This is a genomic window from Candidatus Pelagadaptatus aseana (assembly GCF_040362265.1).
Classification (GTDB): domain Bacteria; phylum Pseudomonadota; class Gammaproteobacteria; order Pseudomonadales; family Cellvibrionaceae; genus Pelagadaptatus; species Pelagadaptatus aseana.
The window spans coordinates 271,273-296,130 of record NZ_BAABNJ010000003.1 but is presented as its reverse complement, the minus strand read 5'-3'; the positions used below and the strand labels follow the sequence as shown (position 1 = coordinate 296,130).

At 52.2% G+C, this 24,858-nt stretch carries 27 protein-coding genes and 1 riboswitch; of the genes, 7 read left to right on the top strand and 20 right to left on the bottom strand.

Translation table 11 applies throughout. The annotated features are described in order from the left end of the window. Window positions 1-157 precede the first annotated feature (157 nt). Entirely contained in the window at window positions 158-532 is a 375-nt protein-coding gene (locus ACPXV9_RS06080) for a hemerythrin family protein (RefSeq protein ID WP_423895496.1), read from the top strand. A 48-nt stretch (window positions 533-580) separates the two neighbouring features. After that, a complete protein-coding gene (locus tag ACPXV9_RS06075) occupies window positions 581-1,471 on the top strand; it encodes a radical SAM protein (RefSeq protein ID WP_423895494.1) in 891 nt (296 codons plus the stop codon). A 4-nt stretch (window positions 1,472-1,475) separates the two neighbouring features. Here ACPXV9_RS06075 and ACPXV9_RS06070 read toward each other — a convergent pair whose 3' ends face one another. Beyond that, complete coding sequence (locus ACPXV9_RS06070; protein WP_423895492.1) at window positions 1,476-1,856, bottom strand: hypothetical protein; 381 nt, start codon at window positions 1,854-1,856, stop codon at window positions 1,476-1,478. Window positions 1,857-1,975: 119 nt separating this feature from the next. Further along, entirely contained in the window at window positions 1,976-2,464 is a 489-nt protein-coding gene (locus ACPXV9_RS06065; RefSeq protein WP_423895490.1) for a hypothetical protein, read from the bottom strand. A gap of 115 nt (window positions 2,465-2,579) precedes the next feature. Between ACPXV9_RS06065 and ACPXV9_RS06060 the strand changes: the two genes are divergently transcribed. Continuing rightward, window positions 2,580-3,596, top strand: a complete 1,017-nt coding sequence (locus ACPXV9_RS06060; RefSeq protein WP_423895489.1) for an AraC family transcriptional regulator ligand-binding domain-containing protein — start codon at window positions 2,580-2,582, stop codon at window positions 3,594-3,596. A 178-nt stretch (window positions 3,597-3,774) separates the two neighbouring features. Here ACPXV9_RS06060 and ACPXV9_RS06055 read toward each other — a convergent pair whose 3' ends face one another. The 13 genes from ACPXV9_RS06055 to moaA form a co-directional block, all read right to left on the bottom strand. Then, window positions 3,775-3,960 carry a hypothetical protein gene (locus ACPXV9_RS06055; RefSeq protein ID WP_423895487.1) on the bottom strand — a complete coding sequence of 62 codons (186 nt, stop codon included), beginning with the start codon at window positions 3,958-3,960 and terminating at the stop codon, window positions 3,775-3,777. Between the two features lie 93 nt (window positions 3,961-4,053). Beyond that, on the bottom strand, window positions 4,054-5,559 hold the full coding sequence (locus ACPXV9_RS06050) for a GGDEF domain-containing protein (RefSeq protein WP_423895485.1): 1,506 nt from the start codon (window positions 5,557-5,559) through the stop codon (window positions 4,054-4,056). Between the two features lie 150 nt (window positions 5,560-5,709). Further along, the gene (locus ACPXV9_RS06045) at window positions 5,710-6,399 is read right to left on the bottom strand and encodes an NrdJb (RefSeq protein ID WP_423895483.1); all 690 of its coding nucleotides are present in this window, start codon (window positions 6,397-6,399) and stop codon (window positions 5,710-5,712) included. A 78-nt stretch (window positions 6,400-6,477) separates the two neighbouring features. After that, the gene (locus ACPXV9_RS06040; protein WP_423895481.1) at window positions 6,478-8,613 is read right to left on the bottom strand and encodes an adenosylcobalamin-dependent ribonucleoside-diphosphate reductase; all 2,136 of its coding nucleotides are present in this window, start codon (window positions 8,611-8,613) and stop codon (window positions 6,478-6,480) included. Window positions 8,614-8,899: 286 nt separating this feature from the next. Further along, window positions 8,900-9,943, bottom strand: a complete 1,044-nt coding sequence (locus ACPXV9_RS06035; protein ID WP_423895479.1) for an ATP-binding cassette domain-containing protein — start codon at window positions 9,941-9,943, stop codon at window positions 8,900-8,902. Beyond that, window positions 9,936-10,601, bottom strand: a complete 666-nt coding sequence (modB, locus tag ACPXV9_RS06030) for a molybdate ABC transporter permease subunit (RefSeq protein WP_423895478.1) — start codon at window positions 10,599-10,601, stop codon at window positions 9,936-9,938. Before modB ends, ACPXV9_RS06035 begins: the two co-directional genes overlap by 8 nt. Next, window positions 10,598-11,305 carry a molybdate ABC transporter substrate-binding protein gene (gene modA, locus ACPXV9_RS06025; protein ID WP_423895476.1) on the bottom strand — a complete coding sequence of 236 codons (708 nt, stop codon included), beginning with the start codon at window positions 11,303-11,305 and terminating at the stop codon, window positions 10,598-10,600. The genes modB and modA overlap by 4 nt, the downstream gene beginning before the upstream one ends. A 71-nt stretch (window positions 11,306-11,376) precedes the next feature. Next, window positions 11,377-11,835: a molybdopterin synthase catalytic subunit MoaE gene (gene moaE / locus ACPXV9_RS06020; RefSeq protein ID WP_423895474.1), complete on the bottom strand. Its 459-nt coding sequence runs from the start codon at window positions 11,833-11,835 to the stop codon at window positions 11,377-11,379. Window positions 11,836-11,966: 131 nt separating this feature from the next. Beyond that, complete coding sequence (locus tag ACPXV9_RS06015) at window positions 11,967-12,215, bottom strand: MoaD/ThiS family protein (RefSeq protein WP_423895472.1); 249 nt, start codon at window positions 12,213-12,215, stop codon at window positions 11,967-11,969. Beyond that, window positions 12,212-12,697, bottom strand: coding sequence for a cyclic pyranopterin monophosphate synthase MoaC (gene moaC / locus ACPXV9_RS06010; RefSeq protein WP_423895471.1), 486 nt, complete (start codon window positions 12,695-12,697; stop codon window positions 12,212-12,214). Before moaC ends, ACPXV9_RS06015 begins: the two co-directional genes overlap by 4 nt. A gap of 16 nt (window positions 12,698-12,713) precedes the next feature. Then, entirely contained in the window at window positions 12,714-13,256 is a 543-nt protein-coding gene (gene moaB / locus ACPXV9_RS06005) for a molybdenum cofactor biosynthesis protein B (protein WP_423895469.1), read from the bottom strand. A gap of 15 nt (window positions 13,257-13,271) precedes the next feature. Then, complete coding sequence (mobA, locus tag ACPXV9_RS06000) at window positions 13,272-13,838, bottom strand: molybdenum cofactor guanylyltransferase (protein ID WP_423895467.1); 567 nt, start codon at window positions 13,836-13,838, stop codon at window positions 13,272-13,274. 2 nt (window positions 13,839-13,840) lie between these two features. After that, window positions 13,841-14,902 (bottom strand): GTP 3',8-cyclase MoaA, encoded by a 1,062-nt coding sequence (moaA, locus tag ACPXV9_RS05995; RefSeq protein ID WP_423895465.1) that lies wholly within the window; start codon window positions 14,900-14,902, stop codon window positions 13,841-13,843. Next, window positions 14,894-15,066, bottom strand: a riboswitch (molybdenum cofactor riboswitch). (Overlaps the previous gene by 9 nt.) A gap of 126 nt (window positions 15,067-15,192) precedes the next feature. On the opposite strand from moaA, the gene ACPXV9_RS05990 reads away from it, so the two are divergent. After that, window positions 15,193-15,939 (top strand): HesA/MoeB/ThiF family protein, encoded by a 747-nt coding sequence (locus tag ACPXV9_RS05990; RefSeq protein ID WP_423895464.1) that lies wholly within the window; start codon window positions 15,193-15,195, stop codon window positions 15,937-15,939. 8 nt (window positions 15,940-15,947) lie between these two features. Here ACPXV9_RS05990 and ACPXV9_RS05985 read toward each other — a convergent pair whose 3' ends face one another. Then, window positions 15,948-16,328, bottom strand: a complete 381-nt coding sequence (locus tag ACPXV9_RS05985) for a putative zinc-binding protein (protein WP_423895463.1) — start codon at window positions 16,326-16,328, stop codon at window positions 15,948-15,950. 223 nt (window positions 16,329-16,551) lie between these two features. On the opposite strand from ACPXV9_RS05985, the gene ACPXV9_RS05980 reads away from it, so the two are divergent. Continuing rightward, window positions 16,552-18,153 (top strand): methyl-accepting chemotaxis protein, encoded by a 1,602-nt coding sequence (locus ACPXV9_RS05980; RefSeq protein WP_423895461.1) that lies wholly within the window; start codon window positions 16,552-16,554, stop codon window positions 18,151-18,153. A gap of 27 nt (window positions 18,154-18,180) precedes the next feature. Here the strand turns inward: ACPXV9_RS05980 and moeA are convergent, their stop codons facing one another. After that, window positions 18,181-19,443, bottom strand: a complete 1,263-nt coding sequence (gene moeA / locus ACPXV9_RS05975) for a molybdopterin molybdotransferase MoeA (RefSeq protein ID WP_423895460.1) — start codon at window positions 19,441-19,443, stop codon at window positions 18,181-18,183. Between the two features lie 613 nt (window positions 19,444-20,056). On the opposite strand from moeA, the gene ACPXV9_RS05970 reads away from it, so the two are divergent. Continuing rightward, on the top strand, window positions 20,057-20,338 hold the full coding sequence (locus tag ACPXV9_RS05970) for a cold-shock protein (protein ID WP_423895459.1): 282 nt from the start codon (window positions 20,057-20,059) through the stop codon (window positions 20,336-20,338). A 203-nt stretch (window positions 20,339-20,541) separates the two neighbouring features. Here ACPXV9_RS05970 and ACPXV9_RS05965 read toward each other — a convergent pair whose 3' ends face one another. Then, window positions 20,542-22,374 (bottom strand): SDR family NAD(P)-dependent oxidoreductase, encoded by a 1,833-nt coding sequence (locus ACPXV9_RS05965; protein WP_423895457.1) that lies wholly within the window; start codon window positions 22,372-22,374, stop codon window positions 20,542-20,544. A 77-nt stretch (window positions 22,375-22,451) separates the two neighbouring features. Further along, the gene (locus ACPXV9_RS05960; protein ID WP_423895455.1) at window positions 22,452-22,985 is read right to left on the bottom strand and encodes a 2,4'-dihydroxyacetophenone dioxygenase family protein; all 534 of its coding nucleotides are present in this window, start codon (window positions 22,983-22,985) and stop codon (window positions 22,452-22,454) included. A 171-nt stretch (window positions 22,986-23,156) separates the two neighbouring features. Between ACPXV9_RS05960 and ACPXV9_RS05955 the strand changes: the two genes are divergently transcribed. After that, entirely contained in the window at window positions 23,157-24,155 is a 999-nt protein-coding gene (locus ACPXV9_RS05955; RefSeq protein ID WP_423895453.1) for a helix-turn-helix domain-containing protein, read from the top strand. Here the strand turns inward: ACPXV9_RS05955 and ACPXV9_RS05950 are convergent. Next, window positions 24,152-24,856 (bottom strand): molecular chaperone DnaJ, encoded by a 705-nt coding sequence (locus ACPXV9_RS05950; protein WP_423895451.1) that lies wholly within the window; start codon window positions 24,854-24,856, stop codon window positions 24,152-24,154. The two genes, ACPXV9_RS05955 and ACPXV9_RS05950, sit on opposite strands and share 4 nt — an antisense overlap. Between the last annotated feature and the right edge of the window lie 2 nt (window positions 24,857-24,858).

The window sequence follows — 24,858 nt, the reverse complement described above, 5'->3', positions numbered from 1 at the left end:
GTATATATGTACAGTATTATCCATTTTTATGACTTGTCTATCAAGTGGCTGTGCTGCCGTGGATTTGCCTTAAACCAGCGTCATGGCTGTTGTTGTATCCGGGCATGACCTGAAGGTCTAGACTGATAAAGAGTGGTTTATGCTTTAGGGCGTCATTATGGTCTCACGCAGAAAAACCAGTGATCTGATCTGGCAGGAAGCCCAGCATCAGCAGTTGTTTGACCTGATTGATCAGATTGAAACCTGTGCCGGTGATGGCCGGGTCTTCGCCCGGTTGCAGCAGTACGCCGAGAATCATTTCGCTCTGGAAGAGACCTACATGGAGATACTGGATTACCCTGACAGAGTCGCTCACATTGAGGCCCACAATAAGTTTCGGGTAGAGCTGGACCAGATGGTGGCCAGCCACCGGGATTTTGACGATACCCTCAGAGCCTCATTATCCCTGTTTCTGTCGGAGTGGCTGACGCGTCACATCTATGGTGTCGATAAAAAATTTGAGGCTTTTGTACTGGCATCCAAGGCAAAATAGCCGCGCTATCCTGTATCATGTCGCCCGGCCGATTCAGGAGACCCGAGCATGTACCCCTTGCATTATATTGAGCCCGTTTTCAGACCGCCCAGTGAAGCCCGCTCCCTGATTCTTCAGGTGACCAACGGCTGTTCGTGGAATAAGTGCACCTTTTGCGATATGTACACGGCGGAACAGAAGCGCTTTCGTCCCAAGCCCATTGCGGAGCTGGAAAAGGAGCTCAAAGCGCTGGCCGAGGCGGGCTACCCTGTAAAACGGGTATTTCTGGCTGATGGCGATGCAATGACTTTATCCGTGCGCCGTCTGGAAGAGATTCTGCATCTCATCAATGACTACTTTCCCGATGTGCAACGCATTTCCTCCTATTGTTTGCCTCGCAACCTCAAAAACAAATCCGTAGCAGACTTGCAGGTCCTGCAAAATCTGGGATTGAGCCTGATGTATGTCGGCTGTGAAACCGGCGATGATGAGTTGCTCGAGTTGATTGAGAAAGGTGAAACCTTCCAGAGCTCTCTCGATGCGCTGAGCAAGATCAAGCAGGCGGGCATGAAGAGCTCGGTGATGATTCTTAATGGTCTGGGCGGGCCGGAGCTGAGTGAGCAGCATGCCCGCAATTCGGCGCGGCTGATGAACGCCGCGCAACCGGATTATCTGTCGACGCTGGTGGTTGAGTTTCCCATGGGCAGTGAGCGCTTTGCCGCCCCCTTCAATGGTCGTTGGCGCAAGCTGGAACAGATGGAGTTGTTTCGTGAAATGCAGGTGCTACTGACGGAACTGGAATTGAATAAGACCATCTTTCGCAGTGATCACGCCTCTAATTATCTGGTACTTAAAGGCGTTTTGGGCAAGGACAAGCAAGCACTGCTCGATCAGGTTCAAACTGCCATTGAACGCCCGGGTGTCATCCCTCTGAGGCAGGAATGGCAGCGGGGCTTGTAGGGAATTAACTGCCAAGGGTAGAGCGGATGTGGCCCACGGTAACCCGGTTGTCGGTTAAGTCCGCATAGCATTCATAGATGTCATTGATCTGCTGACTGTCTTTTATGTAAACCCGATACCGGGAAAAGCGTGGCTCGCTGATGGTGGAACGTGAATCCACATAGAGAGCGGCCCTTTGATCAATGGCGCGTCCATCCCTTACTTTTGTCAGACAGTCCTGTTCGGCATCAATAAAGGTGTACTCGTTCATGGTGAGCTGGTTGGCAGCCTTTTTTGTGGTGTGAAAGGGCGTGGTGACCATGGCTTTTGTTGCTGTTGCCGTGGACGGAGTATGGTGGGTTGCGTAGGCATAGATGGCGAAAACGTTAGTGACAAGCGCTGCCATAAATAGGAATCCAAATAACGCTTTTTGCCGCTTCGAAAGGCTCATGTTCGTTCCTGCCATTGATACTCATTGCTACTGGTATCAGGTTATCGGCTAAAAACGCGAATAGTTAAGCTGGCTTAACAATTATCCCGCAGCAGGCGCCACAGATTGCGTCTTTTTTCCCGCAATTTGTTGCCCTGGGGTTCTCTGTAGCCGCCGCGCAGTTTGCGTTGGATATTATCGACTTGTTCCTGCCAGCGACTGCATTTCGGTTTGCCGGTGTAATCGCGCTCGAGTTTTCGGGCGCTGAGTAATCTGGCATTGGGTTTGGTGTTTCTGGGTTTGCTGGGCTTGGCCGCAATATGTTTGGGAGTGGCGACGGTCATGGCCAGTTCATTGCTGGCATAGCGGGCGGCATCACGGCAGGAGATGTTCATATTGATCCGGGCATTTTCACTGCGATCGCGTTTGTACCAACGGCTCCAACGGTCGCAGAGGGTTTGCATTTTACTGTAGACCTCCAGTTTTTGGCTGCGCGAAGGTGATTCTTGCTCACCAGCGGTTGTGACTGATGCCAGCAATAGCATCAGACCGGCAACGCACAAATTTGATAGGGCCTGTGACATGGGCGACCTCGGCGGGATAGTGACATTTGAATCCCGGATTCTGTGGCATTTTGTTCTTCTTGAACCTCAGTCGTTGGTTTAGAATTCAGCCTCCTGTCACAATTTTGGGTTTTCGATGCCTGTCCCCAATCCGCAATGGTCCGTTTATGCCGCTACCGTCAACAGTCTGGTTCAGGTGGCCAATATGTTGGGTTTGCCGACCAAAGATCTGTTGCAGCAAGTGGGTATCGAATCTTCGCAGTTACAGGACCCAGAGAGCCGCATACCCATTACTGGCGTATTTGAATTTTATGATCTGTTGGTGAGGGAATCCGCCAGCGATGATGTTGGTCTTTATACGGGTAGGGTGTTTTACACCAATGGACTCAATCTGCAATTGTATATGGGGACCATCTGTCGTACGTTTCGGGAGTACCTGAATCTGATGCCCAGTCTGTTGCGCTTTGCCGGTGATATCGGTGAGGTCAAGGTGAAGCGGCAGGGTGAGGTGATTTGCCTCAACTGGGTTCCTCTCTCACAAGAGAGCCGCTCACATCGATTTTTGAGCGACATGGTATTGGCCAATTCGGCTTATATTATCGATACCCTGTGCGTTCAGCCAATACGGGTTGAGAAGGCCTGTTTTACCTACCCAAAGCCAGCCGATACAGGTTTGTTAAAGACTCTGTTTGGTGACAATTTGCACTTCGATCAGCCTTTCAGCTGCCTGTACTACGATAGTCAGTCACTTGATTACCCGTTGACCAAAACCGGTTTCGATCTGAATCAGGCGGTAAGCCATCAGGTGCAACATCTCTTTAGGTCCGAGGGCGACGATGGTGACCAGTTCCTGCTTGAGCTGAAGAGTTGCCTGATGAAATTGTTGCCTACCGGTGAGACCGGAATTGATGCGGTGGCAAAAGAGTTGGGAGTGTCCCGCCGCACCCTGCAGCGACGGTTGGGGGAGCGCGACAGCCCGTTTTCCCAGGTTTTACAGACGGTTCGTTCGGAGTTGGCTTTTAATTATCTTGCCGATCAGCATCTGGGTATTACCGACATTGCTTTCCTGTTGGGCTACGGTGATCAAAGCTCTTTTTCCAGTGCTTTTAAAAGCTGGTGCGGCAAGAGCCCCAGTGAGTATCGTCAGGGATAGACAGAGATTCTTCCTTTCTGGGGTCGTCAGAATAACATCAATTCAAATTTGTCATCCCGGGCGACCGCGAGGGATCCCTGTTAGCCGGCACTTATTAACCAACATAGTCATCTCGTCGCTCGCCCAGCACGTGATTGATGCTGCGGTACTTTTCCAGTGCCATCATCAGATTGGTGTGCTAATTGGCCGCCTGACCGGAATTGAGCCAGTGCTCCAGGGCTTCATAGACGTGTTCAAGATGTTTAAAGCGATAGTCGAGATTGAGCAGTGTCTTGGCTACATGCTCCGGGTCTTCTCCGGCTTCCCGCATACGGGCTACTTCAGCCATGGCTTGTTTGTATTCTGCTTCGGTTGGTTTGCTCATAAATCCCTCGGTCATTATTGCTTATACGCCCAGTATAGAATTATTTACAGGGAAGGATTTTTGATCTGATCGTAGTTTGCGTCTTATATCAGCCTAGATATGATCGTGATGCTTAACGTGATTTCTGCCATTGTTTTTAACGTTGTAAACCGCCTTATCGGCTGAATTCAGCAGATCTTCTGACGTGGTGCTGGATTCTTCACACGCGCTGGCAACACCGATACTGAGGGTCAGCCGGATATTGCCGTCCATCGGCATGCCTTCAAATCCGGCACGAATTCGTTCGGCATGATGGATGGCATCTTCTCGGGATAATCCAGGGCAAAGCAGTACAAATTCATCGCCACCCCAGCGAGCCAGGTGGTCGTAGGAGCGGGTTTGTTGCTGCAGATAGTCCGCTACTTTTTTCAGAGCGATGTCACCGGCTACGTGCCCCTCGTTGTCATTGAGTAGTTTGAAATGATCCAGATCGATCATCAGCAGCGACAGTGGCGTTCTTTCACGGTGCTTGCGGCTCAGTTCGGTGTTGAGTGTTTGATCGAAAAAGCGGCGGTTACCCAGTTGTGTCAGGTGGTCCTTCTCAGCGGCCATTTTAAGCTGATTTTGATGGGTGATATCTTTGACAACACAGACACTTCGAATATCGCCATCAATGGTTTTGGCTGCAATGTCTATGCTTAGCTCTATCAGTGATTGATCTTTGCGGACCCCTTGAATCTTGAGTTCGCGTCCTGCCATGGGTCTGGACTGTTCCTTTTGACTGAAGCCAGTTCTAAGGGATCTGTGTTTGTCGCGCAGGTGTTCTTCGATTAGGTCTTCGAGTTGTAACGACTGAATTTCCTCGATGGTGTAGCCAAACATATTGGCTGTGGCTTTGTTCGCCTTGAGTATATTGCCATCAATATCCGTGTAGATGATGGCGTCAGGTGACAAGTCGAAAATGGTGACGAGTTCTTTGCTTGTGGCGTCGAGGCGACGAAAAACACGAATGGTGATAAGGCTGGAAATCAGGATCGTTGGAATCAGCAGACTCGCCAGATAGATACTTTTGATGTTGAGCCCGACAGCCATGTCATCGGCGATCGCCTGCTGTTGTTTGAGCCTTGGCAGAATGTGTGAACGCAATGTATTCAGTGCCTGTTCTGCCGGAGCGTCATCAATTTTAACCTTTTGATCCAGCTCGGTGATTGAAAATTCGTCACTGACAGAGTGAATCAGTTGCAGTTTCTGATGGTAGTCGTTGAGAGTTTTCTCAATAATTGCAATGACTTGATGTTCGTCGTCATTGATGGGGAGCTGTTTGAAGGCGGTGATGGCATTGCTGGTGTGTTGATAGCTAAGCTCGGCTTTTTCGTAGTATTCCTCTGTGCCCCGGATGACATAATTTTTGAAGTGGTGAATAAAGCCGACATAACCAAGGTTGCGCTCAATTTCAGCCAGAGTGGTGGCGCTGGTCAGGTTGCCGGTCGCATTATCATTCCATAAGCGGGTGAGGGACTGCACCCCATTAAATTGAGCATAGATAACGTAAACAATCAGAAGATTGGTTACTAAGGAGAGCGCATAAACCGCATAGACACTTTTTTGTTTGCTTTTCATAATATGAGAAGAGTCTGGCTATGTTTAAGTCTTTAGAGTACTGAGTTTCCTTGGCTGCTGCTATTTGTATGGTGCTGGATTATTTGTGAAATATAAATAAAAAAAGGCAGCGAGTGCTGCCTTTTTTCGAGTTAAGCGTCTAAGAGACGATTAACCACACTTGGAGTCGCCACAGTTCAGACAGGTCATGCAGCCATCCATCAGAATCACGGCTTTGGTGTGACACTTCATGCACAGCTGGGCGGATTCTGGAAAGTCGCCGTCTTTGGCAGTTTCACCTTTCTTCTCCAGGTATTCATCACGCTTTTCGTCGAGGATCTGGCGCTGATGCTCGCTCATATCCTCGCTTTGCAGCAGACCGATGGTCTTCATGTGGGTCTCAATGGCGTAACCCATCTCAGCCACCAGTGATGGCATAAAGCGACCGCCGGGCTTGAAGTAACCGCCTTTTGGATCAAATACGTTCTTCATTTCTTCCACCAGGAAGGTAACGTCGCCACCTTTGCGGAATACCGCGGAGATTACGCGAGTCAGGGCAACTACCCACTGGAAGTAATCCATGTTCTTCGAGTTCAGGAAGATCTCGTAGGGGCGACGCATTTCGTGGTCGGTGTCCGGATTCAATACGATGTCGTTGATGGTGATGTACAGCGCGTGGTCGGACATGGGCGGCTTGATCTTGTAGGTGGAGCCGATCAATACGTCGGGGCGGCCTACATTTTCATGCATGTGCTCAATTTCTTTGGCTGCTGCGGCTTCGGCCTCGGCAGCTTTGGCGGCGTCATCCGCCTCATTTTTAACGGCAAAGCCGGTGATCTTCTTATCGATTTTTACTGACATTGTCTTAGTCTCTTGTTCTGGTGCTCTACGTGTGTGTTCGCAAGTGTTAGCAGGGACAAGCTTTATAGCTTGCCCGGTTTATAACTTACCGTAGTAGCCTTCTTTCAATGCGTCGTAGAGGTTGGCGGCGGTGTGAATCTCACCGTCGTATTCAACTTCCTCATTACCTTTCAGTTCCAGCACGGTGCCGTCGTCCAGGTTGAACTTGTAGGTGGTGTTCTCAAGATCTTCTTCACGTACCAGAACGCCCTGGAAGGCTTCCGGGTTGAAGCGGAAGGTGGTGCAACCCTTGAGACCACTTTCGTGGGCGTAAAGGTAGATGCCTTTAAAGGCGTCGTAGTCGATCTGGGTCGGCACGTTAATGGTTTTGGAAATGGAGGAGTCCACCCATTTCTGTGCCGCGGCCTGTACATCCACGTGCTGCTTCGGTTCCACATCGTCGGTGGTGGTGAAGTAGTCGGGCAGGTTGCCCGGCATGGCGCTTTCGTCCACCAGATGGCGATAGGCCAGCAGCTCGTAAGAGAATACATCCACTTTTTCTTTGGTTTTGCGGCCTTCACGAATCACGTTACGGGCGTAGTGGTGCGCAAAACTTGGCTCGATACCGTTACTGGCGTTGTTGGCCAGAGACAGGGAGATGGTACCGGTCGGGGCAATGGACGAGTGGTGGGTAAAGCGACAGCCCACTTCGGCCAGCTCGGCTACCAGTTCCGGCTCTTCCTCAGCCACTTTCTGCATGTAGCGGCTGTACTTGGCGTGCAATACCTTACCCAGCACCTTGTCGCCGACCTTGATGCCATCGTCGACCATTTCCGGGCGGTGACGCAGCATGCTCGGGGTCACTTCAAATTCCTGATCCATTACCGGTGCGGCGCCTTTTTCCTTGGACAGTTCCAGACCGGTTTTCCAGCCGGTGATGGCCAGCTCGCGGCTGATCTGCTCGGTGAACGCAATGGATGCGGAGCTGCCATAGGGAATACCCAGCAGAGTCATGGTAGAGCCCAGACCCAAAAAGCCCATGCCGTGACGACGCTTGTTGGCGATTTCCGCGCGCTGCTCTGGCAGAGCCAGGCCATTGATCTCCACCACGTTGTCAAGCATACGGGTAAAGATGGATACCACTTCGCGGTACTTGTCCCAGTTGAACTGGGCTTCCGGAGTAAATGGCTTGTCAACGAACAGGGTCAGGTTCACGGAACCCAGCAGGCAGCTGCCATAAGGAGGCAGAGGCTGTTCACCACAGGGGTTGGTGGCGCGGATCTGTTCGCAGAACCAGTTGTTGTTCATCTCGTTAACCTGATCGATCAGGATAAAACCCGGCTCGGCGAAGTCGTAGGTGGAGGACATGATCACATCCCACAGGCGACGGGCCGGAATGGTTTTGTAGATGCGACAGGCACTTAGGCCCTCATCGTTATTGATGTAGCCTTCGGGGTTGGGCACTTCGCGCCAGATCACCTGCTCGGGGTTATCCAGATCCACATCGCAGCTCTCCAGATCTTTCTGGGTCATCGGGAACGACAGCGGCCAATCCTGCTCATTGCGAACCGCATCAATAAATTCGTTGGTGATCAGCAGCGACAGGTTGAACTGGCGCAGACGACCGTCTTCACGCTTGGCGCGGATAAATTCCAGCACGTCCGGGTGGCTGACATCAAAGGTCGCCATCTGGGCACCACGGCGGCCACCGGCAGAGGACACGGTGAAACACATCTTGTCGAAGATATCCATAAACGACAGCGGGCCAGAGGTGTGCGCACCCGCACCGGATACGTAAGCGCCTTTGGGACGTAGGGTGGAGAATTCGTAACCGATACCACAACCTGCTTTCAGAGTCAGGCCAGCTTCCACGTTCTTTTCCAGAATGCCTTTCATGGAATCCGGAATGGTGCCTGATACGGTGCAATTAATGGTGGAGGTCGCAGGCTTGTGCGCTTCGGCACCGGCGTTGGAAATAATACGGCCTGCGGGAATGGCGCCGTTTTCCAGAGCCCACTGAAATTTTTCAAACCAGAGATTCTGGTTCTTCTTGCCCTTTTCTACGGAAGCCAGAGCTTTGGCCACTCGAGAGTAGGTAGCTGCCAGGGTCTCGTCAACGGGATTGTTGCGCTTGTCCTTAAGGCGGTATTTTTTATCCCAGATATCCATGGAGGCATCCTGGAAAGCGATTTTTGTTCTTGTTGTTGCTTCGGGTGCGGCGAGATCCTGACTCATTTTAACTCCCAGAGAATATTGTCTTTGTTATGTGGTGGATGTGCGTGGTGGCTAGTACGGGTGAGATAATAATACCTATATCTAGTGTTAGGCTAGACCTTGACACACCATATATGGCGTTTTTTTTGATTTTTTTTCTATATTTTGGGGTTGACAGATTGGCCCCTTGATTATCAAAAAAACACACTGGCGATATTTAAAGGGCTGCGGGGATAGTGGCGACTCGCATAGATTTTATGAATGGGGTTGGTGCTTGGGGCAGGTTTGGTGAATGTTGAAAAACGGGTCAGTCGTGCTTGATGGGGCTGCCCAGTACATCGACGGCGCCGGCCTTAAAAATCAGGCGAACCGGTTTGCCTGATTCCAGAGACAGGCGCTGCAGGGAAAAATCGGTGATGTGTGCTTCGATGATCTGATCGTCAATCTGGCAGTGAACCCGGGCGCCATAATCGTCTTTGTCGATGTGGCAGATGGTGGCCGACAGGTCGTTGGCAAAACTGCTGCCCTGTTGAGCATCCAGGCTCAGCCCCACGTCATCGGCGGATATGGCCAGGCGCACAAGGCTGCCGATGGCATAGTTGTGCTGACCGGAGACCAGCAGCTGCTGCGTACCCATCCGGAATCGACTGAGTTGATACTGTGGTTCATAGCCGAGAAATTCCGCGCTAAGCAGCACGTCGTGGCAGCGATTGCCCTGATATTGTCGCAGACCTTGCTGAACCGAATGCTGGCCAAGAGAGCCGTCGGACTTCAATTCCCAGATTCGGTCGGACAGGCTGGCAATGTCGCGAACCTGATGTGACACCAACAGGGCCTGCGCGGACATCTGCTGTAAGGCACTGGCTATAACAGGAAACAGTTGTCGCTTGCTGCGATTATCCAGCGCGGTAAAGGGCTCGTCCAACAGCAGCAGCTGGGGCGAGCGCAACAGCCCCAGCAACAGGGCGACTCGTTGTTTCTGGCCACCGCTGAGCTGATGAGGCTTGTGCCTGAGCAGATCGGTGACACCCATGGCGTCAATTAATGTTGTTTGATCAATAGGACAGGCGCGATGGTGGGTATTGCTGATGTGCTGCTGAACCGTCCAGTGGGGAATCAGTTGGGTGTGCTGCTGCACCAGCGTCACGGGTCGTTTATGGGTGGCCGTGTTGTGCTGCTCTATGCCGTTGAGCTCAATGGTGCCAGTGTGATGATTCAATCCACACAGGCTTCTCAGCAGAGTGGTTTTGCCACTGCCGGAAGGGCCCAGCAAACCAGTGATCAGGCAGTCGGTCTGGGCTCTGGCCCTGAGCCGGCAGGGTGTGCTGATGTCGATATCAATTTCAAGCATGGCGCTTGCCCAACCATTGGGAAAATATCACGACCAGCAGGGATAGGCCGAGCATGGTCAACGCCAACTGATTGGCTTGCTGATACTGCAGGGTTTCCACATGTTCGAACAGGGCCACCGACAGCACCTGGGTTTCTCCGGGAATATTGCCGCCAATCATCAGGATGACGCCGAATTCGCCCATGGTATGAGCAAAGGTCAGGGAGGCCGCGCTGAGCAGTGCGGGGCTGATGTTGGGTAGCAGTACCCGGAAGAACGTTTGTGTCGGGTTCATGCCCAATAAGGCCGAGGTTTCCATCAAACCGCGGCCCTGTTGTTCAAAGGCCGCCTGCAATGGCCGCAGGGCAAACGGCAAGCTGTAAATTAAAGACGCGATAAAGATGCCGGCAAAACTGAAGGCCAGTTGCTGGTCGAACAGAAAGTGAAAACTCTGGCCCAGAAACTGATCCGGGGCAAACGCCACCAACAGATAATAGCCAAGCACCGTCGGAGGCAATACCAGTGGTAAGGTGGTGAGTGCCTCGGCTAACAGCTTCCAGCGCGATTGCCAGTGAGCCAGAAAAAAGCTGAGCGGCAGGCTGAGTGCAATCAGCACCAGGGTAACACCGGTGGCCAGTTTCAGGGTCAGGCCCAGAGCGAGCAGGTCGGTTTCACTCATAATGGCTGTTGAGCCTCCTTGAGCGCGGGCTTTTCGGGCAACAGATAACCGTGAGCTTTGATGATGGTTCGGGCATCCGGGCTGCTGAGATAAGCAAACAACTGGGTTGCCTGTGGCTGGTCTTTGGCTTTGCGGGTCAACACCATCTGCTGGATTAGGGGTTGATGCCACTCGGAGGGCACTTCTAACACGGCGCTTGTGCTGGCCGGAATCAGACTGCGGCTGGTAAAGCCGGCCGGCACATTGCCACTGCTGATAAATTGATGGGTTTGAGCAATGCTGGTGCCGGTGATCAATTGCCAGGATTTGTTCGGTGCCAGCCGGTTAAGTACCTCTCGAGCGGCCTGGCCATAAGGTGCCGTTTTAGGATTGGCTATGGCCAGTGGCGATTGCAGGCTGGTCAGTTCGTCGAGAGACTCAAGCTTCAGGCCCGGTTGCCAGAATACCAGCTGGCCGATGGCGTAGGTTTGCCGCGAGTCGGTCAGGACCAACTGTTCGCGTTCCAGTTGTTGTGGAAAAAAGCGGTCGGCTGAGAGAAACAGTTGATGAGGCGAGCCAAATTTGATCTGACGGTAAAGGCTGCCGGAGGAGCCGGAGGAAATCAAAATGTTGGCCTCGGGGGCGTGACGCGCCTTATAGTCAGCAACCAATTGCTTGAGGGGCACAAAAAAATTGGCCGCACAGGCAATATAGATGGGGGGCATCTTTGAGTTGTGATCCTCCTGAGCCGAATGGCCAGTGACGCTCAGTAACAGGCCCCACAATGCGGCAAGAATTACCAGCGCTTGGCGGCTTGCTGATCTTTTTCCTGGGCTTCGACCCATCGTTGCGTTCCTGCGGTTGTGGTTTCTTTTTTCCAGAAAGGAGCCCGGGTTTTCAGATAATCCATTAAAAATTGGGCCGATTCAAAAGCGGCTTCGCGGTGCGGGCTGGTGACGCCCACCAGAACGATCTGATCACTCAGCTCCAGCTTGCCGACGCGGTGAATAATACAAAGATTGTTGATTTGCCAGCGCTGCCGGGCCTGATCGGCAATGTCCCTGAGGGCCTTCTCGGTCATGGCCGGGTAGTGTTCCAGTTCCAGAGTGGTGACCTGCTGCTCCTGATTGAACTCGCGCACGCGACCGACGAACAGGGCAACGCCGCCGTCCTGAGTGTTGTCTTCCACTAATGCTTGGTACTCGGTTCCGAGATCAAAGTCTTCGGTTTGTACGGCTATGTGTGTGTTATTCATGATTTTACTTCGAGATCCTTCACTGCGTGTCAGGATGACATTGTTAGAGTTTGTCATTCTGACAGGTTTTTGCTCCTGCAAAACCTGCATACATTCCGTCCATGGAAATAGCGACCAGTGGGAGCAACAATCTAACCTCCGGTCACAGGTGGAAAGAAGGCCACTTCATCTCCGGGCGTTACCAGATCCTTAAAATCGGCCAGTGTCTGGTTGACCGAACACAGTAGCAGGCTGTGCTTGAAAATGGCCTGCCATTGAGGATTTTCGGCGACGATGCGGTCGCGCAGTTCCGTGACCGAGCAGGGGCGTTGCAGATCCAGTTCGATGCTGTCGCAGCCAAGATCTTCGCGGAGTTGGGCGAAAAACAGTATTTGGGTCATGCTTGTTCCTCGTCGCGTTGATAGTGTCCGCGCCTGCCGCCGGATTTCTCCAGCAGATGGACTTCACCGATTTCCATGGTCAGTTCGGCGGCCTTGCACATGTCGTAGATGGTCAGCGCAGCAACGGACGCTGCGGTCAGCGCTTCCATTTCAACACCGGTTTGCCCTTTGAGCTTACAGTAAGACGTAATGTCGATACTGCTCAAACTTTCGTTCAGCTCAAAATCAACAGCGACCTTGCTCAGCATCAGTGGATGGCACAGGGGAATCAGATTGGAGCATTGTTTGGCGGCCTGAATTCCGGCGATGCGAGCCGTAGCCAGTACGTCGCCTTTTTTCAGGCCGTTATTTTTCACCAGCTCCAGTGTGGATGGCTGCATACGAATGCGGGCAAAGGCACGTGCTTCGCGAGCGGTTTCGTCTTTATCAGAAACATCCACCATGCTGGCGGCACCGTGTTGATCAATATGAGTCAGTGACATGGCAGGGCTCTCTTGTTCAGTCGCGTCCGAAGCACAGTTCGACGTCGATGTTTTTGAGTTGTGGGACAAAGTTGCACGGCGCGTGTCGAGCATCAATCTGGCTCTCGATGATTTCCCAGGCGTCTTTACAGGCGCCGGTGCTGCCGGGCATACAAAAGATCAAAGTGCCGTTGCTGAGACCCGCCAGCGCCCGCGACTGAATGGTGGAGGTGCCAATTTTTTTCATGGATTCTGCACGGAACACTTCACCAAAGCCTTCGACGATTTTATCCAGCAGCGGGGTGACGGCTTCCGGGGTACTGTCGCGCCCGGTGAATCCTGTGCCGCCGGTAACCAACACTACCTGCGTGGTGTCGCTGGCAATCCAGCGGGAGATGTGAGCACGGATCTGATAGATGTCGTCTTTGATGATCACCTTGTCGTTGATGGTGTGGCCGGCATCGGTCAGCAGTCTGACCAGAGTTTGCCCTGAGGTGTCGGTGGATTCATCGCGGGTGTCGGAAACGGTCAGTACCGCAACCTGTAGGGGAATCAATTGTTTGGCTACGTGGCCGCCCATGGAAAACCTCGTTGTTTATTCAGTCGTTGAAGGGGTGTGAGAAGGATTGACCGCGGCCTGCCATTCGGCCGGGGTGTTGGTGTTTTGCAACTGTTCCATCTGACTGCTGGTTATGGCGTTGGCGCCAATAGCCTTCAGGAAGGGTTTGACTCGCAGTTGATCGCTGTCGAGCCGCTGTTCCAATTGCGTGACCAGTTCTGCTGAGTTGTGGATCAGGCAGGGAAACAGACTGTCTTGATAAAAGCAGGAATGGGGCTGCTGCATTAATTGCTGTAACAGGGGAACACCCAGCTGGGGCATGTCCACCGGCAGAATCAGAAAGGCCTTGGCTTGGGGGTGTGCTTTGACGACGGCGTGAATCCCGCCAAGAGGGCCCTGATTGGTGTACTGGTCGGCGATGGTGTGTGAGATATCCGGGGTGTTGCGGCTGATCACCACGGCATCACAACCGGCTTGCAGCAGCCATTCCCGGCTGCGATCCATCTGGTTCCTGCCATTGACGCACAGCAGGGCTTTGTCTGTGCCCATGCGCGATGACTGGCCGCCCGCAAGAACGACGCCAAGGGTATTCAGCTGGCTCAAGTTCAGCCCCCAAGCATCGCCAGATTGCGCGTCAAACCGGTTTCCTGATCGTGCAGCAGGTGGCTTTCCTTTTTTCCAGCCACCGCTTGGTGCAGGTACGCCGCCAGCTGGTCGCTGTCCCGTTGGCCCAGTAATGGCCGCAGATCAATATTGCTGTCGCCAAACAGGCACAGGTGCAGTTTGCCGTTGGAGGCGACTCTTAAGCGATTACAGCTGGCACAGAAGTTTTTGCTGTAGGGCATGATCAGACCAATGCGCCCCTGATGATCCGGGTGAGTAAATTCTTTGGCGGGGCCGGCGTCGGCGTCTCGCATCACGGGCTGCCACCCCTGTGCAATGAGTTGCTCCTGAATCACTTCGCCACTGACGTGCTGGGCATTGAAAAATTGCTGGTTGTCGCCGGTCTGCATGACTTCAATAAAGCGCAGGCTGATGGGGGTGTCTCTGACGAAATCCAGAAACGCCTGAAGTTCGCCCAGGTTGTACTCTTTCATCAGAACCGCATTGATCTTGATGTTGGTAAACCCGCGTTCAAACGCCATGGCCATGGCCTGTTTGATTTCATCGAGTTTGTCGTGACCGGTGATCAGCTGGAAGGTTTCCGGGCGCAGGCTGTCCATGCTGATGTTGAGGGCATCGAGGCCACAGTCGAGCAGTTCGTCAATTTGTTTGGTGAGTTTGTAACCGTTGGTGGTCAACGCCACCTTTTCAATACCCGGCGTCTGTTTACAGATGCGAATGATCTCGGGCAGATCCTTGCGCAGGGTGGGCTCGCCCCCGGTAATACGAATCTTGCGGGTACCGGCCTTGGCAAAGGCGGCTGCGACGGTACGGATTTCATCCAGACTCAGGTGCGCCTTGTCGCCCTCATGGCAATAGCCATCGGGCAGACAGTAGTTACAGCGGAAGTTGCAGACATCGGTGATGGATAGACGTAAATAGGTAAAACGTCGTTTGTAACTGTCCGTCAGAGTGGTGGACTCAGTAGTATCAAACAGCTCAAGGCCATTATGACTGTCAGACTGCTCTGGGCGGTCCTCCAGCGTATAGCTTTCGATCAACATTGTATTTGCCTTTCCAAATGCGGGAGGCCGCCCGGTTTCCCGGATCAACCCTGGCGATCTGTTTGCTCTGAGAGCTTTAGCTGCCTGAGCATCAATCACGGCCAGTAAATCCTATTCCCTGTTGGCAGGAACTTAGATTTAAAGGCTTCGGCGTTAATAGTGCTTTTTATTATGTACCAAGCCCGGTTTTCCCGCTATCGCTTTATCGTTAATATTATTGGATTAATTCGTACAGATAATTTTGGCTGATTCGTAATAATGAGTTGGTAAATTTGCACCGGGTAACTTCTATGACTCATTTAACGGACGATCAATTACAGCGTTTCAGTCGTCATCTGTTGCTGCCGAACATGGATGAAGCAGCGCAACTTCGCATCCATCACGCCTCGGTACTGGTTGTGGGGGCCGGCGGTCTGGGATGCGGGGCAGCCCCTTATCTGGCGGCTGCCGGGGTGGGCCAGATCACTCTGGTGGATGGTGATCAGGTCGAGTTGAGTAACTTGCATCGTCAGGTGCTGCACACCGATACCAGTCTGGGGCAGGAAAAGGTGGCTTCGGCAGCGCAGCGTTTGAAGCCTTTGAACCCGGAGCTGAATCTCGATTTGGTGCCGGAGTTTTTCAGTGAATCCCATGTTGAGTTGATTAAGCGTGCCGATGTGGTGCTCGATTGCAGCGACAATCTGGATACCCGCAATCTGTTAAATCGTCTCTGTTATCAAAGCTCTACGCCGCTGGTGTCCGGTGCGGCCATTCGTTTTGAGGGACAGTTGATAACGCTGGATATGCAAGACGGCAGTGCCTGTTACCAGTGCTTCAGTCATATGATCGGTGGCGATCAACTCAGCTGCTCACAAGCAGGTGTGTTCAGCCCAGTCGTCGGCGTGGTGGGAGCATTGCAGGCGGCAGAAGCCCTGAAGTTGCTTGCAGGTATTGGTGAACCCTGCCACAACAAATTATGTCTGGTGGATATTCTGAGAATGGATTTTAAGCAGATAGGCGTGCGCAAGCGGCCGGAATGTCAGGTGTGTGGCGCCTGAACAATCTTCTAGTGATAAGCCGAAGCCAGACCGCAAGCCATGTGGATGGTTTTCAGTGCTTTGGAGCTCTCGATCAGACTGACGGGTTTGCTGTCATCATCGGTAATCCCCATGGCGGTCAATTCGAAGTGAAAACTGGGCTCAATCCCTTTGTCTTCTAAGCAGCGTTTGATGCAGTGGTGGGAACAGCCGTCGATGGCAATAATGTCGCGCCCTGATCTGGCCTTGTCTATCATGTGTTTAACGTTACCGCCAACCCCGGCAACACAGGACATCTCCGCGGCACCGGAAGTATTCATGCTCAGCGCCATATCGTTGGCAGTCTGTGCCACGTTGGAACAGCCGGAACAGGCATAGACAAGAGGTTTCTCGTCCTTTTCTGTAGTCATAATTATACCCATATGGAAACGAGGTCTATTGTTCCGGATTGGGTAAAATTAATTGTTGATGTGGATCAGATTTTATACAGCTGCTCAGCCTGTGAGGGGTGTTTATTGCTCTAGCAGGTTTGATATTGCTCAGTCGTTGTTTTTCTTCCGTCGGCTTCAAGAAGTAAAGCCAATGGCCGACATCTACGGCAGGGAGAATGTTTAGTTTCAGGAGGTCCACTCAATGCAAATGTTTTTTGCCAAACTGGCGGATACGGTCTTAAGAGCCGTTGGTTGTAAAACCCTCAACAGTCAGTTTCTACTTTCCTATGCTTTGATTTTTGTGTTGGCGGCGGCTTCGGCGGTGATGCTTTATATGAGTATGGCCATCGACCCTCAGACCATCAATGTGGCAGGGCGGCAGCGGATGCTAAGCCAGAAAATGGCCAAAGAAGTGATGCTGGTGGGTGCCGGTGTTGAGCAGGAAGCGGTGTTGCGCAAGACCATGGCACTGTTTGAAACCTCTCACGACAAAATCATTTTGGGTGATCCGCAGCAGGGTATGAATCCGATAACAGATCAGGCCATTCTGAAGCAGATGGATGTTGTTGGGCGCCTGTGGGTAGATTACAAGCGCCTGTTGGAGAGTTACCTGAAGGATCAGAGCGCAGCCAATACCCAGGAGCTTAAGCGTACCTCCCCGGTTATTCTCAAGGAAATGAACAAAGCCGTAGGCATGCTGACACGGGCATCCAGTGAAACCACCAGCAAATTATTGACCGGGGCGTTTATCTGTATTCTTGGCATTCTGTTTCTGGTGCTGATGGGCAGGGCTTTTGGTATGGCCATGCTGATGGAAAATATTGGCCGGTTGCAGCGCCGCTTGGCTGAAGTGGGTGATGGCGATTTTACCCATCGATTCAACATCACTCATACCGATAATGAGGTCGGTAAGATGTATTCGTCATTCAATGATATGTCGGATCACATCAGCCAGTTGGCTGGCAGTGTGCTGTCTTCAGTCAACAGCACCAAGCAACATGTCAGATCGGTGGTGGAGGCCACTGAGGAAACCGATGCCGGGGTGAATCGCCAGTATACCGAGATTGATCAGGTTGCTTCTGCCATGACCGAGATGGCGGCCACCGTAAATGAAGTGGCGTCGAATTCGGCGGAGGCGGCGGAAGCAGCTAAAGCGGCAGATACGCTGGCCAAGGCCAGCGATGAAACGGTGAGTCGGGCGGTGTCGCAAATTAACGCCATGTCGGGCAATTTGCATCGAACCTCCGATGTATTGACCAGTTTGCAGCAGGAAACCAGTCAGGTCGGCAGTGTGTTGGAAGTCATTACCGGTGTTGCCGAGCAAACCAATCTGCTGGCACTCAATGCCGCTATTGAGGCTGCCAGAGCCGGCGAGCATGGTCGCGGTTTTGCGGTGGTTGCCGATGAGGTAAGAACCCTGGCCCAGCGTACCCAGGATTCAACTCAGGAAATTTCCAATATCATTGAGCGCCTGCAGTCCCAGGCTCTGGAAGCGGTTACGGCAATGGAAAACACTTCGCAGGAGGCCGAACAAAGCGTGGCGTTGGCCGGAGAGGCCAAGACTGCATTGGCCAACATTCTGTCAGCGGTGGATACCATCTCGCAAATGAACATACTGATTGCCACCGCTGCAGAGGAGCAAAGCCAGGTGGCTGTGGATATCGATCAGCGAGTGGTCAATATATCCAGTGTCTCCAGTGAAACCCGGGATGATGCTGCCAAGGTGGTTGCGGCTACATCCAGCATTAATGATGAGGTGGAGTCACTGACCGAGCTGGTGGCGCAGTTTAAAGTTTTAAAATAACGACTTTTGGGATTGGCTGGTGCGGGGTTACACCAGCCAGCGGTCAAAGGGTTGAACGTTAATCGTGTCGCCCTGGCGGTGATTGCCTTGTTCCCTTTCCAGTATCAGATAGCAATCGGCTTTACTGATCGAAGACAGGATCCCGGAACCTTGCTGGCCTGTTGTTGCCACGTGCAGCTGTCCTTCTTCGTTGGGCGTCAGATTGCCGCGTTGGAAATCCAGCCTGCCGGGTGATTTGCGAATGTCGGCGCTGGCGATTGCCTGAATACTCAGAGGCTCGCTAACCCTTTCGCCGGCAAGCTTTTGCAAGACAGGCAGCGCCAATTGGTGAAAGGTGACAGTGGCAGAGACCGGGTTGCCCGGCAGACCAAAAAAGTAACTGCCATCGGTGGCAATATTGCCGATGGTGCCGAAAGCAAAGGGTTTGCCCGGTTTGATGGCAACTTTCCAGAAACCTACCGAGCCCAGCTTGTCGAGAATGTCTTTGGTGTAATCGGCCTCACCGACGGATACCCCACCGGAAGACACTACCGCGTCGCACTGTTGGGCGGCATCGATAAAGGCTTTTTCAAGCGCTTGGGGATTGTCTTCAATAATGCCGAAGTCGACAATGTCAGCACCCAATCTTTGCAGTATGGCCATGACAACAAACCGATTGCTTTCATAGATGCAGCCCGGATCGAGTGGCTGGCCTGGTCTACGCAATTCATCTCCGGTAGAAAAAATGCCGACTTTGACAGCGCGAAATACGGTGACTTGGGCTATGCCTACGGAAGCCAACAGGCCAATATCGGCCGGTGACAAACGCTTACCTTTGGCAAGAATTCGATGGCCGGTGTCGATGTCTTCGCCGGCGCGACGGATGTTACTGCCGGGACGGATATCGCCGCTGAAAATAATCTGGTCGCCAATTTCGGTATCACCCTGAGCGTTGGTGTTCTCCTGCATGATGACCGTGTCGGCATCGTCCGGCAATTTGGCTCCGGTCATGATGCGAACGCACTGGCCTGGATTTATGCGACCTTCGTAGGGGGTGCCTGCAAAGGATTTACCGATCAGTGTCAGGGTATCGTGGTTTTGCAGATCTTTCGCACGAACGGCGTAACCGTCCATGGCCGAGTTATCGTAGCCGGGCACCTGTATCGGGCTGAGAATGTCTTGTGCCAGAATGCGATCCAGAGCGCTGCCAATGGGTACCTCGACAGTGTCTTTAATCGGAGTGATGGCGTTGGCCAGATGGGCTCTGGCCTCCTCGAAGGGCATCATGGTGCCGGTGTTACAAAAGTCCATAATGATTGTATTTAGCTGGTGGTGGTTGCAGTAATGTTGCTGTAAAAAGTTGTCCGGGCAGCACTTGATTGGCTGCAATGGAATAAAACCGTTATACGCTGTATTGCGTATCAATACCATTAGGTATTGATGTGGTTTTCGATGTCGTAATGGAAGTGTTTTGATTAAAGAAGCGGCACTTTATGACTGGTTTTTACCTTGGAGTTTTATAAAAAGCCTGTTAGCATTTTACTATCTTCTGCTTTAAATGTGTCCGGATGCTTTACTGGCAAACCCCTTTGGTTGCCGACTTGCTTATGAATCAAGCATTTTTATGCTCAGAGTGGTTTATCCGATTGAGCCCAAGAATAAATTTATCGGCTTCTGACATGACATGAAAAAAGATGGATCTTATTCACTGGTATTTTTTGAGTAATCGTATATTTTTTAATTAATACTGTGTTTTTGTTTTACCACCCTTGATTAAGCCCGTTTTATGCGGTCTTTCATTCGGTTATTTCAATATCTATTTACAGGTTCTTTTGGAATTTTTTTGTTTGGAACAGTGTTGATAGTTAGTGCATTCATGCGGTTTGTTTGAATGTGTATGTTTCTTCTGCAGTGAGGAATTGATTTGCAAACTACGGTTAAAAAATGGTTCAAAGATAAAAACTACGGTTTTCTATCGAATGGCAATGGTCCGGATATTATGGTTCGCAAGGCCAATTTGGAGAATTGCCAATACCTCAAGCCCGGTGTCACAGTGGAATTTGAATGCCATGCTGATGACAAGGGTTTGGTTGCCAAAAAAGTTAAGTTGATGCCGAAAAATCGTGGTCAGGGCGGTAACCGCGGCAACAACTACGGCAACCGTCAGCCAAACGATAATCGCAACCTGTTTGGGGTTATGACCTGATCTGTTTTTTTCAGATCATTGTCCTAATAGTTCGATCGGTAAGTAATTGCCGGTGAGACACCCTGAACCTAAGTGTGCCTCACCGTATTGAACTCTTTCGTTTTTGCTTCAATAGAGTTGTGGGCGAACGGCTTATAATACTCAGTCGTTGCGCTGATGGCTTTCAATACTCAGCTGTTACGCTGATGGCTCTCGTACTATTGTCAGTCTTGCTGGCGGGTGCTGCGAATTTTTTCCAGGTTTTTAACCCCGCGCCTGGCCATAAGCCCGAATGCCTTGAAGCCCAGCTCGGGATTTAACCCCAGCAGGCGTACCAGCGCCCCTTTTAGTTTGGGTATCGCCACTTCCATTGGCTGCTTATCCCACACCTCACCCAGTATCACGCTGGCCACTTCTTCCGTGGTTAGTGGGCGATTGCCGCTGAATACCATTCTTGAGTGATCGCCAAAACCTACCTGATGATCCATCATCGGCGTGGCAATCAAATCGGGGCATACACAGGTCACCTTGATGGCCTGTCCCGAGCTGCGTAAATCCATGGCCAGGCCGTTGGAAAAACTGCGAATCGCTGCTTTGGATGTGGTGTAACCGACCACTCCGGGTACCGGTCCAAAGCCGGCGTAGGAGGCGATATTGATGATGTGCCCCTGATTCCGTTCTTGAAAGTGAGGCAGCAGGGTGTCGCAGCCATTGATGCTGCCCATGACGTTGACATCCAGTTGCAACCCCACTTCTTTGGCCGGGTTTTCATAGCTGTAGCCGGGGCGAATAATACCGGCGACATTAAGCAGATGGGAAAACCGGGTTCCCTGATCGCTGTAGGTTTTATAGACGCGCTGCCATTCTCCCAGATCGGTGATGTTGAATGCCTCCAGACTGACCTTCTGCAGGTCCCAGCCATCGATTCGGGCGGCGTCTTGCAGTGCCTCTGGTGATAAATCACAGGCCAGTACCCGTTGGCCTTTTTGCAGCAATTGACCGGTCAGGTAGCGACCCAGACCACTGGCACTACCGGTTATCCATACCCAGTCCTGCTCGATGGTGCTCGAAGGTGTTTTATAGTGAGCGGCCAGTTCTTGCATCGCCTGTTCAAAGGAAGTGACGGGTTGATAGCCCAGTTCTGTGGTGGCTTTTTCAATCGAAAATTGATTGGGACCGCCCATCAATCGATAAGATTGCCGGGTAATGGCGGGGCGCTCTTGTTGCTGACGCCACCGGGCCACGGATTCCAGAATCGGCGCCATGGCTTTGGCAAGGCTGTTGGGTATCGATTTCGGGGCAGGGGTGGCCGCCACCTGTGCCAGTCGTTGCAGGTAGGTTTTCCAGGTGACGCCAAAACCGTCTGCGGCATTGTAGATTTCACCGGTCTGATTGGGCGTTTGAGCTGCTGCCAGCATCAGGGCCACCAGATTGTTGACGTGGCACAGTCCGGCGTCCCATTCACCGCTGCCGAGCAGGCAGGGTTTGTTCTGGCGCATCATGTCGGCCATCATCTGAACCCAGGGGCCGCTGCCCACACCATAGACATTACCGGGGCGAACGATGGTGGCTTTCAGGCCGCTTTCTCGGACAGCTTCCAGTGTGACGCGCTCTTGCTCCTGCTTGCAGAATTCATAAGGCGAATGAGCTTTGCCTACAGGTGTTGTTTCGCTGATGACCCCTTGGGCAAGGGCCGAAGCATAGGCGCAGACGCTGGTGGTGACGATAAAGGTGGCGTCGTTTTTCAATGCCACTGCTATGGCCTGCTCGGTACCAGAGACGGTTATGTCCACATGCTCCTGCATGGCTCCCCAGTCGCTGACAATGGCCGCCAGATGAAAGATCGTATCGATCGGACCTATGGCCTCAGCTAGGGTGCTGAGCTCACGAATATCACCTGTGACGATTTTGACCTGTTCTCCCCACTCCTCGGGCACTGCTTCCGCAGGTAGCATGAGGGCAATGACGGAAGCTTCTTGTAAGAGGAGCTCTCGAACGAGATGCCGGCCAATAAAGCCGCCAGCACCGGTAACCAGGACGGTATTGGATTCAGACATTTTGGGGTTCCCTTTATTGTTATAAAAGAAGTGGGGATAGAAACATTCATCTCATAGTGTCGGATTAAGCCTGCGGATTATTCACCCACAACAATGACTTTACTGCAATCAAGCCCCTGAGCTTCACACAGAGCGCGATATATTTTGAGAATCGTTTGGGCATCAATGATACTGGTGACATTGCCCTCTGCGTCGACATTGACGTTACTGCCAAAGATGGCAAACCAAACCACGGCGTCTTCCTGAGCGTCGTCGGCCACCGTCAGGGTGTGGTGGGAGTGGGCCGGCTCAAACAAATAGGCACCGGCTTTGTTCACCTTGTCCGGGTATTCTTTGTAGAACCATTCACCAGACTGGGTCACCGCAAATACCGGACCTGTATGGTAGTGGGTATCGATACCGAAGCCCGGCTTGAAACGGTTGCGAACAACCCAGAGGTTCTGATTGAGATCAACGTGCAGCAATTGCAGGGTGGATCCGTCGGGCAATTCTACGTGAGGCAGATCTTCGTCCTGCAGCAAAATGGCTTCTTTGGTGTGTTCTTTGGATACGACAGGGCCATCCATCAGGGACATCAGCATCTGCATGGCGGGGGTGTTGGTGTCAGTCATTTTGGGCTCCTTACTCTGGATTGATGTTGCTGGTCATCGGGCCAGACCAGCAGGCTTTCTTTGAAGTACGAAATCAGTGTAGAAAATATCGATGGGGAGCTCTTGATTATTTACGACATTAAGTTGATTATTTACGACAATTGGCGGCTGGTTGTTCGGGGTGTTTGAGTTATGTATCTGGTTCGAAGTGGGGCCATTGAGGGCTTTGCCTCATTGGTTGGTCAGTATCAGCAAAACCCCAGTGCGCTGCTGGCGGAAGTCGGGTTATCCGCCGCCCAGCTTCGAGAACCCGATGCACTGCTGTCCTATGCCCGGGTCGCCGATTTGCTGGATATCACCAGTGTGGGGTGCGATGACGCATTCGGTTTGGCGCTATCGGCTTCCCAGTCCACCATGATTTTTGGTGATCTGGCGTTGTTTACGACCCAGCAGACATCCATTCGATCGGTACTGGAGGCCAGTCAGAGGTACGTACATTTGCACGCTATGGGCGTTAACGTGGATACGGTCAGTGAGGAAAATCTGACGGCGTTTGTGCTCGGTTTTGAATTCACCAATGCCTATCGGCTGCGCCAGTTAATCCAGCTCAGTGCGGGTCATATGTGGAATATTCTCTGCGCCGCACTGGGGGGCTATCAACCGGGTTTGACGCTGCATCTGCAGCAACCGCCTACACATACCGCGGTACCGGATCACTACCACGGTCAAATTGTTTTCAACAGTCATTTTGATGGGGTGCAGTTTCCCACTGTCTGGCTGGAGCGCCAGACTGCCTATAACGAATCCGAAATGCTGGGTTATATTCAGCGGCGTATGCAGGTTCTGGAAAATTTGTACCCGGATAATCTCCAGGCACAGGTGCGCCATGTCATCAGTGATTTACTCACCAGTGGCGAATGTACTCTGGAGCGGGTGAGTGCGGCTTTGAATTTTCACCCACGAGGGTTGCAGCGGCAATTGGCGAAAAGTGATTCCAGCTTTCGTCAGCTGTTGCAACAGAGTCGGCAAAATCTTGCGGAGCACTATTTACGGCAAACCAATATCAGTATCACCGATTTGGCTTTGAATCTTGGTTATGCCGAAGTGGCGGTGTTCAGTCGCCACTTTAAACAGTGGACGGGGTTGTCCCCGCGAGCCTGGCAGCAGGCTCAGAAAGGGAAACAGGCCTAGGCTTTTAACAGGGTGTCTTTGGCCTGATTGATCTTGGCTGCCAGATAATCACTGCCACCGCGATCAGGGTGTACTTTCTGCATCAGGCTGCGATGGGCTGCAACAATGTCTTTCTCAGAGGCCTCTTCATCAAGCCCCAGTACTTCCAATGCTTCTTTACGATTCATATTGCCGTTGTCGGCAGTCTGATTCTGGGATGAGCCCTGATCGGAGCCCTGCTGGAATCGATAACGCATATAGGCATTGAGCAGACGGGCTGAAGCCGGGTCCTGCTGCAGATATTGATGGCTCAGTTCAATCAGTTGTTCCTGGGTCAGCTCATTGAGATTTTTACCGCTGTGGTTGCCCTGAATGATCTGGCCTTGCCATTGCCCGGTTTTACTGTCGATAACGACTTTCAGAAAGGGAGTGGCAAGTATGGAAGGCTTGAGCTTCTGCTGCTGCAGCCAGCGTAAGAAGGGCAGTGCGCGTACCGCAAAATGACCGATCTGTTTGGCAAAGGGAATAATGGCAGCGATAACCGCGCCAATCCAGTGGAGGCGTCCTGTGGCGGCCAGTAAGATAACCACCAGTAAAATTCCATAACCACCGTATTTGATCAGAGCCTGACGGCGATGCTGTGGAGGCAGCTTTTTCAGATAGCCCAGAAAGTGCAGCAGTAGAAAAATGGCTGCTGCAAGAAGAATGACTCGGATAATCACAG

What these genes read in the sequence shown, in the direction of transcription:
- ACPXV9_RS06065 (WP_423895490.1), bottom strand. Translation starts at nt 2,464, where the DNA reads ATGTCACAGGCCCTATCAAATTTGTGCGTTGCCGGTCTGATGCTATTG.
- ACPXV9_RS05990 (WP_423895464.1), top strand. Translation starts at nt 15,193, where the DNA reads ATGACTCATTTAACGGACGATCAATTACAGCGTTTCAGTCGTCATCTG.
- ACPXV9_RS06040 (WP_423895481.1), bottom strand. Translation starts at nt 8,613, where the DNA reads ATGAGTCAGGATCTCGCCGCACCCGAAGCAACAACAAGAACAAAAATC.
- ACPXV9_RS06045 (WP_423895483.1), bottom strand. Translation starts at nt 6,399, where the DNA reads ATGTCAGTAAAAATCGATAAGAAGATCACCGGCTTTGCCGTTAAAAAT.
- modB (WP_423895478.1), bottom strand. Translation starts at nt 10,601, where the DNA reads ATGAGTGAAACCGACCTGCTCGCTCTGGGCCTGACCCTGAAACTGGCC.
- ACPXV9_RS06080 (WP_423895496.1), top strand. Translation starts at nt 158, where the DNA reads ATGGTCTCACGCAGAAAAACCAGTGATCTGATCTGGCAGGAAGCCCAG.
- ACPXV9_RS05985 (WP_423895463.1), bottom strand. Translation starts at nt 16,328, where the DNA reads ATGACTACAGAAAAGGACGAGAAACCTCTTGTCTATGCCTGTTCCGGC.
- ACPXV9_RS06015 (WP_423895472.1), bottom strand. Translation starts at nt 12,215, where the DNA reads ATGACCCAAATACTGTTTTTCGCCCAACTCCGCGAAGATCTTGGCTGC.
- moaB (WP_423895469.1), bottom strand. Translation starts at nt 13,256, where the DNA reads ATGGGCGGCCACGTAGCCAAACAATTGATTCCCCTACAGGTTGCGGTA.
- ACPXV9_RS06060 (WP_423895489.1), top strand. Translation starts at nt 2,580, where the DNA reads ATGCCTGTCCCCAATCCGCAATGGTCCGTTTATGCCGCTACCGTCAAC.
- moaE (WP_423895474.1), bottom strand. Translation starts at nt 11,835, where the DNA reads ATGAATAACACACACATAGCCGTACAAACCGAAGACTTTGATCTCGGA.
- ACPXV9_RS06055 (WP_423895487.1), bottom strand. Translation starts at nt 3,960, where the DNA reads ATGAGCAAACCAACCGAAGCAGAATACAAACAAGCCATGGCTGAAGTA.
- ACPXV9_RS06050 (WP_423895485.1), bottom strand. Translation starts at nt 5,559, where the DNA reads ATGAAAAGCAAACAAAAAAGTGTCTATGCGGTTTATGCGCTCTCCTTA.
- ACPXV9_RS06075 (WP_423895494.1), top strand. Translation starts at nt 581, where the DNA reads ATGTACCCCTTGCATTATATTGAGCCCGTTTTCAGACCGCCCAGTGAA.
- moeA (WP_423895460.1), bottom strand. Translation starts at nt 19,443, where the DNA reads ATGGACTTTTGTAACACCGGCACCATGATGCCCTTCGAGGAGGCCAGA.
- ACPXV9_RS06035 (WP_423895479.1), bottom strand. Translation starts at nt 9,943, where the DNA reads ATGCTTGAAATTGATATCGACATCAGCACACCCTGCCGGCTCAGGGCC.
- ACPXV9_RS05955 (WP_423895453.1), top strand. Translation starts at nt 23,157, where the DNA reads ATGTATCTGGTTCGAAGTGGGGCCATTGAGGGCTTTGCCTCATTGGTT.
- moaA (WP_423895465.1), bottom strand. Translation starts at nt 14,902, where the DNA reads ATGTTGATCGAAAGCTATACGCTGGAGGACCGCCCAGAGCAGTCTGAC.
- ACPXV9_RS05965 (WP_423895457.1), bottom strand. Translation starts at nt 22,374, where the DNA reads ATGTCTGAATCCAATACCGTCCTGGTTACCGGTGCTGGCGGCTTTATT.
- modA (WP_423895476.1), bottom strand. Translation starts at nt 11,305, where the DNA reads ATGCCCCCCATCTATATTGCCTGTGCGGCCAATTTTTTTGTGCCCCTC.
- ACPXV9_RS06070 (WP_423895492.1), bottom strand. Translation starts at nt 1,856, where the DNA reads ATGGCAGCGCTTGTCACTAACGTTTTCGCCATCTATGCCTACGCAACC.
- ACPXV9_RS05960 (WP_423895455.1), bottom strand. Translation starts at nt 22,985, where the DNA reads ATGACTGACACCAACACCCCCGCCATGCAGATGCTGATGTCCCTGATG.
- ACPXV9_RS05980 (WP_423895461.1), top strand. Translation starts at nt 16,552, where the DNA reads ATGCAAATGTTTTTTGCCAAACTGGCGGATACGGTCTTAAGAGCCGTT.
- moaC (WP_423895471.1), bottom strand. Translation starts at nt 12,697, where the DNA reads ATGTCACTGACTCATATTGATCAACACGGTGCCGCCAGCATGGTGGAT.